General features: G+C 72.2%; 16 protein-coding genes. 9 read left to right on the forward strand and 7 right to left on the reverse strand.

Annotation, left to right across the window (positions count from 1 at the left end; translation table 11 throughout):
• Positions 1-216: 216 nt before the first annotated feature.
• Positions 217-1,689 (forward strand): NCS2 family permease, encoded by a 1,473-nt coding sequence (locus tag QT196_RS24235; protein ID WP_290355670.1) that lies wholly within the window; start codon positions 217-219, stop codon positions 1,687-1,689.
• A gap of 7 nt (positions 1,690-1,696) precedes the next feature.
• Here QT196_RS24235 and QT196_RS24240 read toward each other — a convergent pair whose 3' ends face one another.
• The gene (locus QT196_RS24240) at positions 1,697-1,888 is read right to left on the reverse strand and encodes a hypothetical protein (RefSeq protein WP_168480947.1); all 192 of its coding nucleotides are present in this window, start codon (positions 1,886-1,888) and stop codon (positions 1,697-1,699) included.
• A gap of 130 nt (positions 1,889-2,018) precedes the next feature.
• On the opposite strand from QT196_RS24240, the gene QT196_RS24245 reads away from it, so the two are divergent.
• The 3 genes from QT196_RS24245 (at position 2,019) to thpR (ending at position 4,603) form a co-directional block, all read left to right on the forward strand.
• Positions 2,019-2,483, forward strand: a complete 465-nt coding sequence (locus QT196_RS24245; RefSeq protein WP_018089673.1) for a MarR family transcriptional regulator — start codon at positions 2,019-2,021, stop codon at positions 2,481-2,483.
• A 28-nt stretch (positions 2,484-2,511) separates the two neighbouring features.
• Positions 2,512-3,942, forward strand: coding sequence for an MFS transporter (locus tag QT196_RS24250; RefSeq protein WP_266734094.1), 1,431 nt, complete (start codon positions 2,512-2,514; stop codon positions 3,940-3,942).
• Positions 3,943-4,033: 91 nt separating this feature from the next.
• Complete coding sequence (gene thpR / locus QT196_RS24255) at positions 4,034-4,603, forward strand: RNA 2',3'-cyclic phosphodiesterase (protein ID WP_290355671.1); 570 nt, start codon at positions 4,034-4,036, stop codon at positions 4,601-4,603.
• A gap of 221 nt (positions 4,604-4,824) precedes the next feature.
• Here the strand turns inward: thpR and QT196_RS24260 are convergent, their stop codons facing one another.
• Positions 4,825-5,823 (reverse strand): aldo/keto reductase, encoded by a 999-nt coding sequence (locus QT196_RS24260; protein ID WP_290355672.1) that lies wholly within the window; start codon positions 5,821-5,823, stop codon positions 4,825-4,827.
• A gap of 30 nt (positions 5,824-5,853) precedes the next feature.
• On the reverse strand, positions 5,854-6,579 hold the full coding sequence (locus tag QT196_RS24265; RefSeq protein WP_290356713.1) for a GDSL-type esterase/lipase family protein: 726 nt from the start codon (positions 6,577-6,579) through the stop codon (positions 5,854-5,856).
• A gap of 143 nt (positions 6,580-6,722) precedes the next feature.
• Here QT196_RS24265 and QT196_RS24270 point away from each other — a divergent pair, with 143 nt between their 5' ends.
• Complete coding sequence (locus QT196_RS24270) at positions 6,723-7,718, forward strand: hypothetical protein (RefSeq protein ID WP_266734088.1); 996 nt, start codon at positions 6,723-6,725, stop codon at positions 7,716-7,718.
• 50 nt (positions 7,719-7,768) lie between these two features.
• Here QT196_RS24270 and QT196_RS24275 read toward each other — a convergent pair whose 3' ends face one another.
• Both QT196_RS24275 and QT196_RS24280 read right to left on the reverse strand, forming a co-directional pair.
• Entirely contained in the window at positions 7,769-8,188 is a 420-nt protein-coding gene (locus QT196_RS24275) for a PPOX class F420-dependent oxidoreductase (protein ID WP_266734086.1), read from the reverse strand.
• A 37-nt stretch (positions 8,189-8,225) separates the two neighbouring features.
• On the reverse strand, positions 8,226-8,996 hold the full coding sequence (locus QT196_RS24280; protein WP_168480954.1) for a TetR/AcrR family transcriptional regulator: 771 nt from the start codon (positions 8,994-8,996) through the stop codon (positions 8,226-8,228).
• 158 nt (positions 8,997-9,154) lie between these two features.
• Here QT196_RS24280 and QT196_RS24285 point away from each other — a divergent pair, with 158 nt between their 5' ends.
• Together QT196_RS24285 and QT196_RS24290 are read left to right on the forward strand one after the other, a co-directional pair.
• Complete coding sequence (locus QT196_RS24285) at positions 9,155-10,132, forward strand: ATP-binding cassette domain-containing protein (protein ID WP_290355673.1); 978 nt, start codon at positions 9,155-9,157, stop codon at positions 10,130-10,132.
• On the forward strand, positions 10,129-11,001 hold the full coding sequence (locus QT196_RS24290; protein WP_290355674.1) for an ABC transporter permease: 873 nt from the start codon (positions 10,129-10,131) through the stop codon (positions 10,999-11,001). The genes QT196_RS24285 and QT196_RS24290 overlap by 4 nt, the downstream gene beginning before the upstream one ends.
• A gap of 106 nt (positions 11,002-11,107) precedes the next feature.
• On the opposite strand, the gene serC is transcribed toward QT196_RS24290, so the two are convergent.
• Both serC and QT196_RS24300 read right to left on the reverse strand, forming a co-directional pair.
• Entirely contained in the window at positions 11,108-12,226 is a 1,119-nt protein-coding gene (serC, locus tag QT196_RS24295) for a phosphoserine transaminase (protein ID WP_168480956.1), read from the reverse strand.
• A gap of 106 nt (positions 12,227-12,332) precedes the next feature.
• Complete coding sequence (locus QT196_RS24300) at positions 12,333-13,391, reverse strand: YafY family protein (protein ID WP_290355675.1); 1,059 nt, start codon at positions 13,389-13,391, stop codon at positions 12,333-12,335.
• A gap of 54 nt (positions 13,392-13,445) precedes the next feature.
• Between QT196_RS24300 and QT196_RS24305 the strand changes: the two genes are divergently transcribed.
• Both QT196_RS24305 and QT196_RS24310 read left to right on the forward strand, forming a co-directional pair.
• Complete coding sequence (locus tag QT196_RS24305; RefSeq protein ID WP_290355676.1) at positions 13,446-14,909, forward strand: FAD-binding oxidoreductase; 1,464 nt, start codon at positions 13,446-13,448, stop codon at positions 14,907-14,909.
• Between the two features lie 72 nt (positions 14,910-14,981).
• A complete protein-coding gene (locus tag QT196_RS24310; protein WP_266734076.1) occupies positions 14,982-17,936 on the forward strand; it encodes an FAD-binding and (Fe-S)-binding domain-containing protein in 2,955 nt (984 codons plus the stop codon).
• Positions 17,937-18,220: the final 284 nt, after the last annotated feature.

Below are 18,220 nucleotides of genomic sequence, written 5' to 3' on the forward strand. Positions count from 1 at the left end.
CCGATGGCGAGGGGTGCGGGGCCAGGGCCATGTGCCGCAAGGGTCTACGCGCGGAGATAGCGATCAACGCATTGTTTATTCATACTGAACCTTTCTGGATACGGCTGGTTTCGTTCGTCTGTTCCTCCAATGCGAGCCAGTTGATTCCGATTCTGTTCGTGTTCCGGGCCCTCGGGCCCCCACGCCTGCCCCAGGCCCGTACGACTGAGGTCCCGCATGCCCCCCTCGGCCACCCCGCCGGTCGACACCCTCAAGAACCCGGCTCCGAAGCCTCCCAAGAACGGCTTCGACGCCTTCTTCAAGATCTCCGAGCGGGGGTCGACGGTCGGCCGCGAACTGCGCGGCGGGCTGGCGACGTTCTTCGCGATGGCCTACATCATCGTGCTGAACCCGATCATTCTCGGTTCCGGAGTCGATAAGTTCGGCCACCATCTCGACAACGCCCAGCTGGTCACCGCCACCGCGCTGATGGCCGGACTGAGCACGGTCCTGATGGGCGTCATCGGCAATGTCCCGATCGCCATCGCCGCCGGCCTCGGCATCAACGCCGTGGTGGCGCTCCAGCTCGCCCCCAAGATGAGCTGGCCGGACGCGATGGGCATGGTCGTGCTCGCCGGTCTGGTGCTGATGCTGCTGGTCGCCTCGGGACTGCGGCAGCGCGTGATGGACGCGATCCCCAACGGGCTGCGGCGGGCCATCGCCATCGGCATTGGCCTGTTCATCTCGCTGATCGGCCTGGTCGACGCGGGCTTCGTGACCCGTAACCCGGACGCCGCGCACACCACCGTCCCGATGGGCCTGGGCCAGGGCGGACAGCTCAAGGGCTGGCCGGTGCTGGTCTTCGTCATCGGGCTGGCGCTGATGTTCGTGCTGATCGTGCGCAAGGTCCGGGGCGCGATCCTGATCGGCATGGTCTCGATGGCCCTGCTCGCGATCGGCATCAACGCCCTGGTCAAGATCCCGGACGCGGCCTGGGGCCTGGCGGTCCCCAACGTGCCGGAAAAGATCGTCGACACCCCGGACTTCGGTCTGATCGGTCAGATCAGCCTCTTCGGCGGCTTCAAGGAAGTCGGCATCCTGACCGGCTGCCTGTTCGTCTTCACCGTGCTGCTCTCCGGCTTCTTCGACGCGATGGGCACCATCATCGGCGTCGGCGAGGAGGCCGGGCTGCTGGACAACGAGACCGGCAACCTGCCGAACATGGGCCGGATCCTGATGGTCGACGGCATCGCGGTCGCGGGCGGCGGCTTCGGCTCCGCCTCCGCCAACACCTGCTTCGTGGAGTCCACCGCCGGGGTCGGCGAGGGCGCCCGCACCGGTCTTGCGAACCTGATGACCGGCGGCCTCTTCCTGCTCGCACTGATCTTCACGCCGCTGGCGACCGTCGTCCCCGCACAGGCCGCGACGCCCGCGCTGGTGGTCGTCGGCTTCCTGATCATGGCCTCGAACGTCCGGGACATCGACTGGGGCGACTTCACCATCGGCATCCCGGCGTTCCTGACGCTCGTCTCGATGCCGTTCACCTACAGCATCACCAACGGCATCGGCATCGGCGTGCTGGCCTTCATCCTGCTGCGCGCGGCGACCGGCCGGGTCAAGGAGATCCCCTGGCTGCTGAACGCGGTCGGCCTCTGCTTCCTGGTCTACTTCCTGCTCGACCCGATCGAGCAGGCCCTCGGGGTCAAGTAGCCGGGGGTCACGTAGCAGGCCAGCGGACTCCCAGCTTTTCCGTCTCGTCGACGGAGGACTGGAACCGCTCGTCGAAGTCTTCGCGGATGAGCGTCCGGACCACATAGTCCTGGACGCTCATTCCGCGTTTTGCGGCGTGCTGCCGAATGCGGTCCAGCAGTTCCCCGTCCACACGCAGGCTGAGCACCTTCGATCCCATCCGGACACGGTCCCGTCCGTACACGGTCAGGCGGGTCACTTTCGGCGGCGTCCTCACTCATATGGGTGACTCCTGGCGGACGACCTCCCTTGGCTTTCCTTAGAAAGGGTAATGAGTTATGCTAAAGACCATGCCGGAACTGTCCTCCCTTCAGCCCGACGGGCCGGAGGTGCCCCCTGACGACGCGGCCGCGGTGAACGCCCTGCGGTCCGCCGTGATGCGCCTGTCGCGCCGACTCAAGCACCAGCGGGTCGACGAATCGCTGAGCCCCACCGAGATGTCGGTGCTCGGCACTCTCGCCCGGTGCGGCCATGCCACCCCCGGCGAGCTGGCCCGCAAGGAGCATGTGCAGCCGCCGTCGATGACCCGCATCGTGGCCATGCTGGAGGCCAAGGGACTGGTCCGGCTCGAACCGCACCCCGACGATCGCCGCCAGAAGGTTGTCACGCAGACCGAGCAGGCCGAGGCGATGCTCGAAGAGAGCCGCCGTAAGCGCAACGCCTGGCTCGCCGAGCTGGCCTCCGGGCTGGACGAGGACGAGTGGGCGAAGGTGCGGGCCGCCGCGCCCGTGCTGGAGAAGCTCGCACAGCTGTAGAACCCGAGGCCGAGGAGGCGAACCGACTTTGAGTACGGGATCCGGAGCAGACTCCGCCCCCGCACCGAACTCCCACGACGACACGGTTTCCGACGACGCGACCGCGACCGTGCCGGGCACCGCCCCGGCTGTCGCCGCCGGCCCCGCCGCCACACCGCGCACGGGCACGTTCAGCTCCCTACGCATACGCAACTACCGCCTCTTCGCCACCGGCCAGATGGTGTCCAACACGGGCACCTGGATGCAGCGCATCGCCCAGGACTGGCTGGTGCTGAGCCTCACCGGCTCGTCCACCGCGGTCGGTATCACCACCGCGCTGCAATTCCTGCCGATGCTGCTCTTCGGCCTCTACGGCGGCGTCATCGCCGACCGCTTCGCCAAGCGGAAGCTGCTGCTCTTCACCCAGACCGCCATGGGAGTCACCGGCCTGGCCCTCGCCGCGCTCACGCTGAGCGGGCAGGTGCAGGTCTGGCACGTCTACCTGACCGCCTTCGTGCTCGGCCTGGTCACCGTCCTCGACAACCCCGCCCGGCAGGCCTTCGTCTCCGAAATGGTCGGCCAGGACGAGCTGCGCAACGCCGTCAGCCTCAACTCCGCCAACTTCCAGTCCGCGCGGCTGATCGGACCCGCCGTCGCCGGTGTCCTGATCACCGCCTTCGGCAGCGGCTGGGCCTTTCTGCTCAACGGTCTCTCGTTCATCGCCCCGCTCACGGGCCTGCTGATGATGCGCACCGCCGAACTCCACAAGGCCGTCCGCGTCCCGCGCAGCAAGGGCCAGCTACGGGAGGGCCTGCGGTATGTGTCCGGCCGCCCCGACCTGATCTGGCCCATCGTCCTGGTCGGCTTCATCGGGACCTTCGGCTTCAACTTCCCGATCTGGCTGACCGCGTTCGTGCACCACGTCTACCACCAGGGTGCGGGGACGTACTCCCTGTTCAACGGGCTGATGGCGGCCGGTTCGCTGATCGGCGCGCTGCTCGCGGCCCGCCGCGCGAGCTCCCGGCTGCGGCTGGTGGTGGGAGCGGCGATGCTCTTCGGCGCCCTGGAGATCGCGGCCGCGCTCGCCCCGTCGTTCTGGATCTTCGCGGCGCTGCTGGTCCTGATCGGCACGGTCGGCCTGACGATCAATGTCACGGCCAATTCGAGCATCCAGATGGCCACCGATCCAGCCATGCGCGGCCGGGTGATGAGCCTGTTCATGATGGTCTTCGTGGGCGGCACCCCGCTCGGCGCACCACTGGTCGGCTGGATCACCGACAGCTTCGGCCCGCGGATCGGCTTCATGGCGGGCGGCGTGGTCTCGCTGGCGGCCGCCCTCCTCATCGGCCTGATCCTCGCCAGGGTGGGCGGTCTGCGCCTCAAGGTCGACCTGCGCCGCGGCCATCGGCATCTCGCCTTCGTGCCCCGGGCGGCCCCGGACGCTCACTCCGCGGAGCGGAATCTGACACCGGCGGCGTAGCGCACGCACCACGGCCCGGCCCCGCCGCGGGGCCGGGCCGTGGCATGTCGGCTCCCGCCGGGCGGCCGGTGTGCTGGGCCACACTGGCCGCATGAGACTCTTCACCGCCGTCCTGCCCCCCGCTCCCGCGATCGAGGAACTGGCCGCCGAGGTGGCGCAGTTGAAGAAGCTCCCGGCCGCCGACCGGCTGCGCTGGGCCGGCCGGGAGAGCTGGCACTTCACCCTCGCCTTCTACGGGGAGGTACCCGAGGAGACCGTCCCCGACCTGGCCGAGCGGCTGGCCCGGGCCGCCCACCGCCGCGACCCCTACGAGCTGCGGATCGCCGGCGGCGGCCGCTTCACGGACCGGGTGGTGTGGGCCGGGGCCGACGGCGACCGCCCCGCCATGCGCCATCTGGCCGACGCGTCCTCCGCGGCGGGCCGCCGGGCCGGCCTCGCCATGGACGACGAGCACCGCCCCTACACCCCCCACCTCACCCTCGCCCGCAACCGCGTCCCCGGCCTCGACCTCCGCCCGTACGCGACCGCCCTCAAGGACTTCACCGGCACCGCCTGGACGGTCGAGTCCCTCGCCCTGGTGTGCAGCCATCCCCCCGTCGCGGGCGTGGCGGGCAAACAGCCGCGGTACGAAACGGTGGGGTCGTGGGCGCTGGGGCACTGAGGGCCCGTGGCCGCCCGTTCCCGGCCCCCTGAAGTGTTCCGGGCCGCCCCGGTTACGCTCAGAGGGTGGATCCCAAAACCCGTAACCGGATCATGTCCGGTCTGCTTGCCGTGCTGCTTGTCGTTGTGATCGTGGCGGCGGCGCTGCGCTGATGGCTGCCACGGGCCCCGTGGGGGCGCCCGGCGGCTCGGTCGGAACCGGTCGCCGGGCGCCCGGTGCGTTCACCAGGCGAAGGCCTCCGGGGTCGGCCCGGGGCCGGGGAAGATCTCGTCGAGTGCGGTGAGCAGCTCGTCCGGGAGGGTCAGTTCGACGGCCCGCAGTGCGGAGGCGAGCTGGTCCGCGGTGCGCGGGCCGACGATCGGGCCGGTGACCCCGGGCCGGGTGAGCAGCCAGGCCAGGGCCACCTCGCCGGGCTCCAGACCGTGCTTGTCGAGCAGATCCTCGTACGACTGGATCTGGGCGCGGATCGTGGAGTTGGCGAGCGCGTCGGCCGAGCGGCCGGCGCCCGAGCGGGCCGCTCCGCCCTCGCGCTCCTTGCGCAGGGCACCGCCCAGCAGCCCGCCGTGCAGCGGGGACCACGGGATGACGCCCAGGCCGTAGCCCTCGGCGGCCGGGATGACCTCCATCTCGGCGCGCCGCTCGGCGAGGTTGTAGAGGCACTGCTCGCTGACCAGGCCGTACGAGCCGCGGCGGGCGGCGGTCTCGTTGGCGTGGGCGATATGCCACCCGGCGTGATTGGACGAGCCGACGTAGAGGATCTTGCCCTGCTGGACGAGCACGTCCATGGCCTGCCAGATCTCGTCCCAGGGCGTGTCCCGGTCGACGTGGTGGAACTGGTAGAGGTCGATGTGGTCGGTGCCCAGCCGCTTGAGGCTGGCGTCCACCGACCGCCGGATGTTGAGCGCGGAGAGCTTGTCGTGGTTGGGCCAGACCTTGCCGTCGTCCGTCGCCATGTTGGCGTACAACTTGGTGGCCAGCACGGTCTTGTCCCGCCGGCCGCCGCCCTTGGCGAACCACGAGCCGACGATCTCTTCCGTACGGCCCTTGTTGGCACCCCAGCCATAGACATTGGCGGTGTCGAAGAAGTTGATGCCGGCCTGCTGCGCCGCGTCCATGATGGTGTGACTGTCGGCCTCGTCCGTCTGAGGCCCGAAGTTCATCGTCCCGAGGACGAGTCGGCTGACCTTGAGTCCGGTGCGTCCGAGCTGCGTGTACTTCATGGTGGTCCAGCCAACGCCTTGAAGCGTGCTCTAAGCAAGGGACCGTTCGGCCGTCAGGGTGCGTCCGGCGGCCCCCGACGCCACCTCGGCGCGGTACGGCCCGCCGACGCCCCACGCCTGATGCATCGCCTGGGCGAACGCGCCCGCCAGCAAGTGTTCGCCGTGTTCCGAGGGGTGGGTTCCGTCGTAGGTGGCGCGGCTGGTTTCCCAGCTGTCCGGTTCGGAGGTCAGCAGCAACGGGGAGGCGGGGGTGGAGAGATCGGCGACGGTCTTGGCCAGGAGTTCGTTGAAGCGGGTGCATTCGGCGCCGAAGGCGGGGTCCGCCGACGCCCGGACGTTGGGGATCACCGGCATCAGCACCGCCCGTATGTGCGGCGCCGCCTGGCGTGCCTGTGCCACGAAGTGCCGTACGTTCTCCGCGGTCTGCTCGGCGTTCGTGTAGAAACCGAGGTCTATCAGGCCGAGTGAGACGAGCAGAGTGTCGGCCCGGTGGCCGCGTACCGCGTCGCCGATCAGCGGGGCCATGTGCAGCCAGCCCTCGCCCCAGCCCGCGAGATGACGGCGGGCCTCGTCGGGGAAGCCGGGGTCGGCGTAGGCGGTGGAGGCGGCGGTGCCCTCGGTGGGGTCATGGAGCGTGTGGCGCGGTCCGACGATGCGGTACGGCCCGGCGCAGGTCGCGTTCAGGTGCTGCCACATGCGGTAACGCCAGGTGAAGTCGCCGGTGGCGCCGATCGTCATGGAGTCGCCGACGAACATGATCCTCATCCGGACATGATGGCCGAGAACCCTTACCCGCCGGTACGTGACGCTGGACACGCCGCGCGCGCCCACCACGGAGCGCCGGGGACCGGGCGGCCGCCGCGCCCCCGCGCCGCGGCCCGGGATGGCAGTCTGTGCCCATGCGTTCGCTTCTGTGCGCGGCCGGTGCCGCGGGAATCCTGTGGTCGGCGGCCGTCGTGCCCGCGGCCGCCGACGAGCCCGACGGCTTCACCATCGGCGATCCGCGGATCACCGAGGCCAGCGGCCTGGCCGCCAGCCGTACGCACCCCGGGATCTACTGGACCCACAACGACAGCGACGACGGCCCGTACATCTACGCCGTCGACGGCAAGTCCGGCCGTACGGTCGCCCGGATCACGCTGCGCGGCATCGGCACGCCGCGCGATGTCGAGGCGATCTCGGTCGGCCCGGACGGTGACCTCTACGTCGGCGACATCGGCGACAACCTCGGCGGCAGCTGGAACCACGTGTGGATCTACCGCTTCCCCGAGCCGAAGCGGCTGCGCGATGCCACCGTCACCGCCACCCAGTTCGATGTGAAGTACGCCGACGGGCCGCGGGACGCCGAGGCGCTGATGGTGCATCCCAAGACCGGCCGGGTCTATATCGCCAGCAAGAAGCAGGGCGGCGGTGGCGCGCTCTACGCGGGCCCGCGGCGGCTCACCACCTCCGGCGTCAACACCTTCCGCAAGGTCGACCCGGTCGATCTGTGGGTGACCGACGGCGCGTTCTCCCCCGACGGCACCCGGCTGGTGCTGCGCAGCTACTTCGGCGCCCGGATCTACCGCTGGCAGGACGGCCGCCCGAAGGACCTCGGCAGCGTGGGCGTACCGGTGCAGCAGCAGGGCGAGGCGGTCACCTTCACCGCGGACGGCCGCACCCTGATGTACGGCTCCGAGGGCGCCGACAGTGCGGTCGAGCCGGTCGGGCTGAGCGATGAGCAGCTGCCGGACACGGCCAAGGACGATCCGGCGAACGGGGACGGCGCCAACGGGAAGGGCGGGAAGGGGAGTTCGGCGACGGAGCTGGACCCCGGTTTCATCAAGGGGGCCATGGTCCTCGCCCTGGCCACGGGGCTGGTCGTCGCGCTCCGCAGGCTGTTGCGGCGGCGGTAGGCCCCGTCCGGCGGCGTGGGCCGGTCCACCGGGGCGCCCCTGGGCCCCCGTCAGGCTCCCGTCGGGCCGTTCGCCTCCGTCAGCCGCAGCTCGTAATGGAGCGTCCGCTGCTTCTTCAGCCGGTGTACCAGCGGCACCACCAGCCCGTGGAGCAGCGGATATTTCCGGGTCAGTGAGCGTTCGGCCCGCCGGTACTCCCGGGTCTGCGGGTCCAGCAGCCGCACCCGCGCCTTGACGGCGGGTCCGGTGGGCCGCCCCCGCCAGGTGGACGGGCAGATCTCCACCTCCGGGAAGTTGCGCATCCGCTTGGTCTTCCAGGCGTCGCCGTACGTGCGGAAGTAGGCGTGGTCGCCGTCGACGGCGATATTCATCGGGGTGCCGACGCCGGTGCCGTCCCGCTTGTACGAGGTCAGCAGAATCGCCCCCTGCCGCTCGAAGGGGGCGAGGCCGGGGCTCGGGGGATTCGTCATGGCTCCCATACAGGCACATCCGTCCGGTTTCGTCACCTCATGGTGCGTCCGTTCGGGCGGTACGGGCGGCGATGAGGGCCGCGAATCCGTCCAGGAGCGCGGACAGCCCCAGCTCGAAGACGGGGGAGTCGTCACCGGCGAAGGTGTTCTCGTCCAGGGCGGCGAGGGCGGGGTAGCGGCCGCTCAGCATCGCCTTGGACAGCACCGGTTCCTGTGACTGCCAGAAGTCCGCATCGCTGATGCCGGTGCGCTTCTCGGCGAGCGCGGAGTGCAGCTCGGTGCGGGCGATGCCGGCGAGGAAGCCGCCGAAGGACACCAGGACGTGGATCTTCTCGCGGTCGGTCAGACCGGTACCGGCCAGGGCGCGCACCGAGTGCTCCAGGGAGTCCAGGGCGTTCGGGCCGAGCAGTGGGCGGGCCTGGTCGACCTGGAGCAGCCAGGGGTGCCGGTGGTACTGGCGCCGGCTGGCGTGGGCCAGGGCCTCCATCGCGGGGCGCCAGCCGGCGGCCGGGTCGGGATGGGCGTCGGCGTCGAACTCCGCGACCTTGTCGAGCATCAGGTCGAGGAGTTCGGCCTTGCCCGGGACGTAGCGGTAGAGGGACATGGTGCCGACGCCGAGGTCGGTGGCGACCCGCCGCATGGACAGCGCACCGAGCCCGTCGGCGTCGGCGACCGCCACCGCCGTGGTGACGATGCGGTCGAGGGTGAGGCCCGGCTTGGGTCCGCGGCTGGGCCGGTCACCGAGGCCCCAGAGCAGCTCCAGGCTGCGCGAGACATCGCCGCTGCCGCTGTGTTCTGTCGTCGTCATCGTGCGGTCATCCTATGCCGCCGGGCAAAAACTGAGTACGGCGTACGCGCAATCGGGTACGGTGTACTCAGTTTCCGATCCGGAGGGGAGCGGCGATGGCCGTCAGCATGAGCGGAACAGAGCGCGGGACACGGAGAGAGACAGGGCCGGCCGGGCGGATGCCGCCCGATGTGGCGGTGCTCGCGGAGGGGCTGGAGAAGCGGTACGGCGACAAGCGGGCGCTGGACGGCCTCGACCTCACCGTCCGCCGCGGCACGGTGCACGGCCTGCTCGGACCGAACGGTGCGGGCAAGACCACGGTCGTCCGCATCCTGGCCACCCTGCTGCGCCCGGACGGTGGCCGGGCGGCGGTCGCCGGGCACGAGGTGACGCGGGAGCCGGACCGGGTACGCGCCAGGATCGGTCTGGCGGGCCAATACGCCGCCGTGGACGGGATCTTGACCGGACGGCAGAACCTGGAGATGTTCGGCAGGCTCTTCCACCTCGGGGCACGCCGGTCCCGGTCCCGGGCCACCGAGCTGCTGGAACAGTTCGGTCTGGGCGACGCGGCCGGGAAATCCGTCAAGGGCTACAGCGGCGGGATGCGCCGCCGCCTCGACCTCGCCGCGAGCCTGATCCTCGCCCCCGAGGTGCTGTTCCTGGACGAGCCGACCACCGGCCTCGACCCCCGCAGCCGCAACGAGGTCTGGGAGGCGGTCCGCCGGCTCGCCGCGGCCGGCACCACCGTGCTGCTGACCACCCAATACCTCGACGAGGCGGACCGGCTGGCCGACCGGATCTCCGTCATCGAGCACGGCCGGACGATCGCCGACGGCACACCCGCCGCACTGAAACGGCAGGTCGGCGGGGAGAGCCTGCATGTGGTGCTGCACGACCCGTCCGACCTCCCGCACGCGGTACGGGCCGTGGCGCGGGTCGCCGCGGACGGCGTACGGCCCACGGCGGACGAGGCGGAGCGGCGGGTCGGTGCCCCGGTGACGACGGGCGTGGCGGCGCTGACCGAGGTCGCGCGCACCCTCCAGGACGCGGGCGTCGGCGTCGAGGACCTCGGGCTGCGCCGCCCGACGCTCGACGAGGTCTTTCTGCGGCTCACCGGCCGCCCGGCGGCCGGCACCGGCGAGGAGGCGGCCGCATGAGCGCGGGAACCGTGCTGCACATCCCGCACGACGGCCGCCCCGGCGCGGACGGCCCGGCCGGCCCGGACGACGGCCCCGCGCGCCGCCTCTACTGGGCCGTCGCGGACTGCCTGACCATCGTCCGCCGGGATCTGACCCATCTCGTCCGGCAGCCCGTCATCATCGCCTGGCAGCTGGGCTTCCCGATCGTCTCCGTGGTGCTCTTCGTCTATGTCTTCGGCAGTGCGATGAACGTCGGCGGCGGGGTGGACTACCCGACGTTCGCGATGCCCGGCATCTTCGCGATGACGATCTCCTTCGGCTTCATGAACACCGCGATGGCCGTCGTCGTCGACCGGGACCGCGGTGTCACCGACCGCTTCCGTTCCCTGCCGATGGCACCGTCGGCCGTGGTCAGCGGGCGCGGGGTCTCCGATCTCATCGGCGCGAGCGTCGATCTCGTGGCGCTGGCCGTGATCGCCGTGATCGTCGGCTGGCGCTCCCACGGCAGCCCGGCCGCCACCCTCGCCGCCTTCGGACTGCTGCTGCTTCTGCGCTTCGCCCTCATCTGGATCGGTGTCTATCTCGGCCTGCTGGTGCCCGGTCAGGAAACGGCCGGCGGCCTCTACGCCGTCGCCATGCCGTTCGGCATGATCTCCAGCGTCTTCACCCCGCCGTCGATGATGCCGGACTGGCTGGGCGCCATCGCCCTGTGGAACCCGGTCTCCTCGACGGCCGGCGCCATCCGGGAACTCTTCGGCAACCCGGCCACCACGGGCGGCAGTTGGGTGGAACAGCATGCGGTGCTGATGGCGGTGCTCTGGCCGGTCGCCCTCACCGCGGTCTTCCTGCCGCTGGCGGTACGGCGCTTCCAGCGGCTGAGCCGCTGAGGCACAGAGCCGCTGAGGCACGGAGTCGCTGAGCCGGACCGTACCCGCCACAGCGCACGGGCCCCGGCGGTCGTCCGCCGGGGCCCGTGCTGCGCGAAGGCGCTGGTTACAGCTTGCCGATGACGTGGTCGATGCAGGCCGTCAGGGCCTCGACGTCCGCCGGGTCGATCGCCGGGAACATCGCGATCCGCAGCTGGTTGCGGCCGAGCTTGCGGTAGGGCTCGGTGTCGACGATGCCGTTGGCGCGCAGGGCCTTGGCGACGGCCGCGGCGTCGATGTCGTCATCGAAGTCGATGGTGCCGATGACCTGCGAGCGCTTGGCCGGGTCGGTGACGAACGGGGTGGCGTACTTGGCGTCCTCGGCCCAGCCGTAGAGGGTGCGCGAGGAGGCGGCGGTGCGGCCGACCGCCCAGTCCAGGCCGCCCTGGCCGTTCATCCACTCCAGCTGCTCGTTGAGCAGGAAGAGGGTGGACAGCGCCGGGGTGTTGTACGTCTGGTTCTTCAGGGAGTTGTCGATCGCCGTGGGCAGCGAGAAGAACTCCGGGATGTGCCGGCCGGAGGCGTGGATGGCGCGGGCGCGCTCCAGGGCGGCGGGGGAGAAGGCCGCCAGCCACAGACCGCCGTCCGAGGCGAACGACTTCTGCGGGGCGAAGTAGTAGACATCGGTCTCGCTGATGTCCACGGGCAGGCCGCCGGCGCCGGAGGTCGCGTCGACCAGGACCAGCGCGCCCTCGTCCGCGCCCGCGACGCGCTTGATGGGCGCGGCGACACCGGTCGAGGTCTCGTTGTGGGTGAAGCCGTAGACGTCCACGCCCTGCTCGGCGACCGGGTCCGGGTGGTCGCCCGGGTCGGCGGAGACGACGGTGGGCTCCTCCAGCCACGGCGCCAGCTTGGCGGCCTTGGCGAACTTCGAGGAGAACTCACCGAAGCTGAGGTGCTGGGACTTGCGCTCGATCAGACCGTGCGTCGCGATGTCCCAGAAGGCGGTGGAGCCGCCGTTGCCGAGGACGACCTCGTAGCCCTCGGGGAGCTGGAAGAGGTCACGTACGCCGTCGCGCACCTTGCCGACCAGGTTCTTGACCGGGGCCTGGCGGTGGGACGTGCCGAGAAGGGAGCTACCGGTGGCGGCGAGGGCGCCGAGCGCCTCCGTACGCACCTTGGAGGGGCCCGCGCCGAAGCGTCCGTCGGCGGGCTTGATGTCAGCGGGAATCTGGATATCAGCCACGCCCGAAGCCTAATCCGTCGCGCTGCGGGCTTCGGCGGCGCGTCCAGCGGGTGAGATGCGGCCCGCCCATACGGTGGACGGCCGGGCGGCGGGCCCTCCGGACGGGCTAGGGCGGGGTGTCCGCGGCGTAGACGGCGGTGAGTGCGGCCGCGGCCTCGGCCATCACCCGGCGGGCCGCCGGCGGCGCGAGCACTTCGAGGGAATCGCCGAACTGGAGCAGCTGACGGACCGCGGGGAGGACGGGGAAGGCGAGGTCGAGGGTGGCCCAGCCGCCGTCTCCTGACCCGTCGCTGGTCCCGTCTCCGTCCCCCGCCCCCTCGCCATTACCCGTACGGGGCGGCCCGGTCAGGGCCCCACCCAGGATCCGCACCGCCAGATCCAGCCGCTCGCGGCGGATCCGGGCGGTCACCCGTACCTCCGCGGGCCGGTCCTCCACCTGGCGCCGCAACTGCTGCCAGACCGCGGCCAGCTCGACGCCCGCACGGCGCCGTACGGGGACCTCGGTGAGGGTCGCGGACACCACCCGGTCGGCCCGGAAGAGCTGCGGCCTGCCGCGCCGGTCCGCGACGAGGTACCAGGTGCCGGCCTTGGCGACCAGCCCGTACGGGTCGACCTTGTAGGTCCGCGGCCGGGTCTCGCCGCTGTGGCGGTAGCGGATCCGCAGCCGCAGATCGGTGAAGACGGCCGAGTGCAGCACATCGAGGTCCTCCGCGGGGCCGCGGCCGGAAGGCGCGCCGTCCGGGGCGGCGGTGGCGGAGGACGGGCGGGGCGTCCACTTGTCCGGGTCGACCAGGATGCGGCGGCCGGTCAGCTCCGCGGCCGGGCGGTGCGGTGCGGGCAGCGCCGCCATCACCTTGCGCAGCGCCGAGCGCAGCGCGTCGTCCAGACCGAGCGCGGAGTGGGCGCCCTGCGCGGCCAGGATGAACAGGGCGCGCGCCTCGTCGGTGGTCATCCCCGTGACATCCGTACGGAAGCCGGGCAGCAGCGCGATCCCGCCGTGCCGCCCGCGCTCGGCGTAGACCGGCACCCCGGCCGCCGACAGCGCCTCGACATCGCGGTAGACGGTCCGGGCCGAGACCTCCAGCCGCTCGGCGAGTTCCGCGGCCGGCACCCGGCCGCGGGTCTGGAGGAGCAGGACGATCGAGAGCAGACGGGCCGACTTCACACCTGGATTTATATATGACGGCCGGTGTCAAGTTATCGCGGCAGAGTGCCGGACATGGAGATCAACGACCTCGCCCAGCCGTCCGCCCCCGCACTCGACCCCGCCGCCCTCGCCGCGCTCATGGCCCATGTCCGGGGCCCGGTCCTGCTCCCCGGTGACGACGGCTACGACGCCGAGCGGTCCGGCTTCCAGCTGGCCCGTCGGCACCGGCCTGCCGTGATCGTCGGTGCCCGGTGCGCCGAGGACGTGGTCGCCGCGGTGCGCTTCGCCCGGGACCAGGGCCTGCCGGTCGCGGTGCAGGCCACCGGGCACGGGCTGTCCGCGGCCACCGAGGGCGGGCTGCTGATCAGTACGCGGCGGATGGCCGGGGTCCGGGTGGACGCGGCGGCCGGTACCGCGCGGGTCGAGGCGGGCGTGGTCTGGGGCCAGGTCGTCGAGGCGGCGGCCCCGCACGGACTCGCCCCGCTCAACGGCTCCTCCCCGGGCGTCGGCGTCATCTCGTACACCCTCGGCGGCGGCGTCGGGGTGCTGGCCCGGACGTATGGCTTCGCCGCCGACCTGGTGCGGTCCGTCGACCTGGTCACCGCCGACGCCCGGCTGCGGCAGGTCACCGCGGACGCCGACCCCGAGCTGTTCCGGGCGCTGCTCGGCGGCGGCCACGGCCTGGGCGTGGTGACCGCGATGGAGTTCGGGCTGGTGCCGGTGGCCCGGCTCTACGGCGGACAGCTGGTCTTCGGCGGCGAGCAGCTCGACGAGGCGGTGGCCGCGTACCTGCGCTGGACCGAAACCGTGCCCGACGAGCTGACCTCCTCGCTCGCCCTGATCGCCTACCCGGACCTCCCCCAGCTGCCCGAGCCGCTGCGCGGCCGCTACCTGGCGCAGATCCGGATCGCCTATACCGGGAGCGCCGAGGAGGGCGAGCGCCTGGTGGCGCCGCTGCGGGCGGTGGGGCCGCGGGTGAGCGACGACCTGCGCGAGATGCCGTACGCCGAGTCGCACACCATTCACCGCGACCCGAGCGATCCGCACGCCTACGACGGTGACAACGCGCTGCTCAGCGGGCTGGACGCGGCCGCGCTGCGCCGGGTGGCGGCGCTGACCGGACCGGCAGCCCCCACCATGTGCGTGGTCCAGCTCAACCATCTCGGCGGCGCGCTGGCCACCGGCGGCGCCACGGCCGGCACCGTAGGCCACCGGGACGCCCGATACGCACTGCGCGTGCTGTCGCCGCTCGCCACCACGGAGGACGGCTCCGGCAGCGACGACACCGCCCTGGCGCCCGTCCGGGCACTGCACGCCGAGGCGCTGGCGGCCGTCGCGCCCTGGCGGCTCGGCCGGAGCGTGAACTTCCTCTTCGGCCCCCACGGGGACCGCCCGGACGCCGCCGACGTGGCGCGCAGCGTCCATGACACCGACGCGCACCACCGCCTGACCGGCCTCAAGGCCTGCCACGACCCGGCGAACCTCTTCCGCTTCCACCCCGCCGCCGCACCGGCCCCGGCCGCCGTTCCCGTCTGACGGCATGGAAACTCTCCCGGCGATCGGGCCTGCCGACCCCCATGAACCCGCCCCAGTGGGCAGGCTGGAGACATGGCTGATCGTACGGAGACGGAGAAGCGGAATCTGGCGAAGGAGTTGGCGGCCGCGGTACGGGGGGAGGTCTCGTTCGCCGCGGCCGACCGGGCACTGATGACGATGGACGCGTCCAATTACCGGCGGGTGCCCAGAGCGGTGGTCGCGCCCCTGGACGCCGAGGATGTCGCCGCGGCGCTGCGGGTGTGCCGGGAGCACGGGGTGCCGGTGGTGCCGCGCGGCGCCGGGACCAGCATCGCCGGGCAGGCGACCGGCGTCGGCGTGGTGCTGGACTTCACCCGCCACATGCGGCGCATCGTCTCTCTCGACCCCGCCGCCCGCACCGCCGTCGTCCAGCCCGGCGTCATCCTGGACGACCTGCGGGCGGCGGCCGGAAAGCACGGTCTGACCTTCGGCCCCGACCCCTCCACCCACAGCCGCTGCACCCTCGGCGGCATGATCGGCAACAACTCCTGCGGCTCGCACTCGGTGGTCTGGGGCACCACCGCCGACAGCGTCCACGAGCTGGAGCTGCTGACGTACGGCGGCGAGCGGGTACGGGCCGGCCGCGGCACCGGCCCCACCGGCGCCCCCTCCGGACTGCCCCCGCGCCTCAGGGACGGTGTGAAAGCCCTGGTCGACGCAGAGTTGGCGCTCCTGCGCACCGGCTACCCCGACCTCCCCCGCCGGATCTCCGGCTACGCCCTGGACGCGCTGCTCCCGGAGAACGGCACCGACCTGGCCCGCGCCCTCACCGGCAGCGAGGGCACCCTTGGGGTGCTGACCGAGGCGACCGTACGCCTCGTGGAGACCCCGGCCGCCCGGGTCCTCGCCGTCCTCGCCTACCCGGACGAGAGCGCCGCCGCCGAGGCCGCGCACACCCTCCTCCCGCACCGGCCGATGACCGTCGAGGGGATGGCCGCCGATTTGGTGGGCGACGCGGCCGGGCTGCCCAAGGGCGGCGCCTGGCTGTTCGTCGAGATGGGCGGCGCGAGCCCCGGCGAGGCGGCGGCCCGCGCCGAGGCGCTCTGCCGGGCGGCCGCCGCCGACGGCAGCACCGACCACACCGTCGTCACCGACCCGGCCGGCCAGCGCGCCCTCTGGCGCATCCGCGAGGACGCCTCCGGCACCGCCACCCGGATGCCCGACGGCTCGGAGGCCTGGCCCGGCTGGGAGGACTGTGCCGTCCCGCCCGCCCAACTCGGCCCGTACCTCCGCGACTTCCGCGCCCTGCTCGCCCAGCACGGCCTGCGCGGCACCCCCTACGGCCACTTCGGCGACGGCTGCATCCACATCCGTATCGACTTCGACCTGCTGACCCCGCCCGGCATCCGCCGCTTCCGGGACTTCTCCCACGACCTGGGCGACCTGGTCGTCGCCCACGGCGGCTCGCTCTCCGGCGAACACGGCGACGGCCAGGCCCGCGCCGAACTGCTCCCGAAGATGTACGGCCCCGAACTCGTCGGCGTTTTCGAGCAGTTCAAAGCCCTCTGGGACCCGGCCACCGGCCTCAACCCCGGCATGCTGATCCACCCCGCCCGCCTCGACGAGAACCTCCGCTTCGCGCCGCTGCCCAAGGGCCCGGTCCCGGTCGAGTTCGGCTATCCGCACGACCACGGCGACTTCTCCGCGGCCGTACGGCGCTGCGTCGGCGTCGCCAAATGCCGCAACACCACTACGGGGCCGGGCTCGGCGGACGTCATGTGCCCGTCCTTCCGCGCGACCGGCGAGGAGCAGCACTCCACCCGCGGCCGGGCCCGCCTGCTGCACGAGATGCTGGCCGGCGAGGTCATCACGGACGGCTGGCAGTCGCCCGAGGTGCGCGACGCCCTCGACCTCTGCCTCTCCTGCAAGGGCTGCCGCAGCGACTGCCCGGTCGGCGTCGACATGGCCACCTACAAGGCGGAATTCCTCCACCACCACTACGAAGGCCGCCTACGCCCCGCCGCCCACTACTCCATGGGCCGCCTCCCCCAATGGCTGCACACCGCCGCCCCCCTGGCCCCCGCCCTCAACGCGCTGGCCCGTACCCCGCTGGCCGCCGTCGCCAAACGCCTGGGCGGCATCGCTCCTGAGCGGCCGATTCCCTCACTGGCCACCGAAACCTTCACCCGCTGGTGGTGGCGGAGGAGGAGGACGTCCGCCACACCGACCCCGACGGACGCCCGAACGGTCATCCTCTGGCCCGACACCTTCACCAACCACCTCTCCCCGGAGGTCGGCCGCGCCGCCGTCCGCGTCCTGGAAGCGGCCGGACTGCGCCCGCTCCTGCCCCCGACCGCCCCCCTGCGCCAGCCCGGCGGAGCCTTCCCCCAGCCCAGCCTGCCCCGCCTCCACCGCCCACCCCTGTGCTGCGGCCTGACCTACGTCTCCACCGGCCAACTCGACCGCGCCCGCACCGTCATGCGCCGCACGGTCGAGGTCCTGAGCCCCCTGCTCCGGGACGGCCGCCCGCTGGTCGTCCTCGAACCGAGCTGCGCCGCCGCCCTCCGCACGGACCTGCCCGAGCTCCTCCCCGACGACCCCCGGGCGGCCCGCCTGGCCCGCTCCGTACGGACCTTCGCCCAAGCCTTGGAGGAACTGGCCCCCGACTGGCAACCCCCACGCATCGACCGCCCCATCGCCGGCCAGACCCACTGCCACCAGCACGCAGTCCTGGGCGACGCCGCCGACCGCCGCCTCCGCGCCCGTGCCGGCCTCACCGGCCAACTGACCGGCGGCTGCTGCGGCCTGGCCGGCAACTTCGGCTTCGAACGCGGCCACTTCGACGTGTCGGTGGCGTGTGCTGAGGACCAACTTCTCCCCGCCGTCCGGCAATCCACCGCCAACACCGAGATCCTGGCCGACGGCTTCTCCTGCCGCACCCAACTGGACCAGCTCGGCGACCGGCGGGGGCGGCATCTGGCGGAGGTGCTGGCGGAGGCGCTGGGGGAGGGGGCAGGGCCGGAGGGGCCGCACGTGCGGCGGGAGTAGGGGCTGGGCGTGGGGCGGGCACGCCTGCCGCCCCCCCCGGTTCGTCTACGGGGGACAGCCCGTCGGCGTCATGGCGGCGTCCCGAACCCGGCCGAACGCTCGCCCCTGCACGGTCCAGGAGCCCCCTGCGGTCCACCGATGAGGGGCAGCAGCCACACCGGCTTGGCCGCCCATTCCACCCACGCCCCACCGCACTTGAGGGCCAGACCACACGGCTCGCCTCGCTGAAGCGCTGCCATGGCCCCTACCTGCCCCTGACTGCCCAGCTCAGCCAGCACGCGCTG

It is taken from the genome of Streptomyces sp. P9-2B-2 (genome assembly GCF_030406865.1).
Taxonomy (GTDB): Bacteria; Actinomycetota; Actinomycetes; order Streptomycetales; family Streptomycetaceae; genus Streptomyces; species Streptomyces platensis.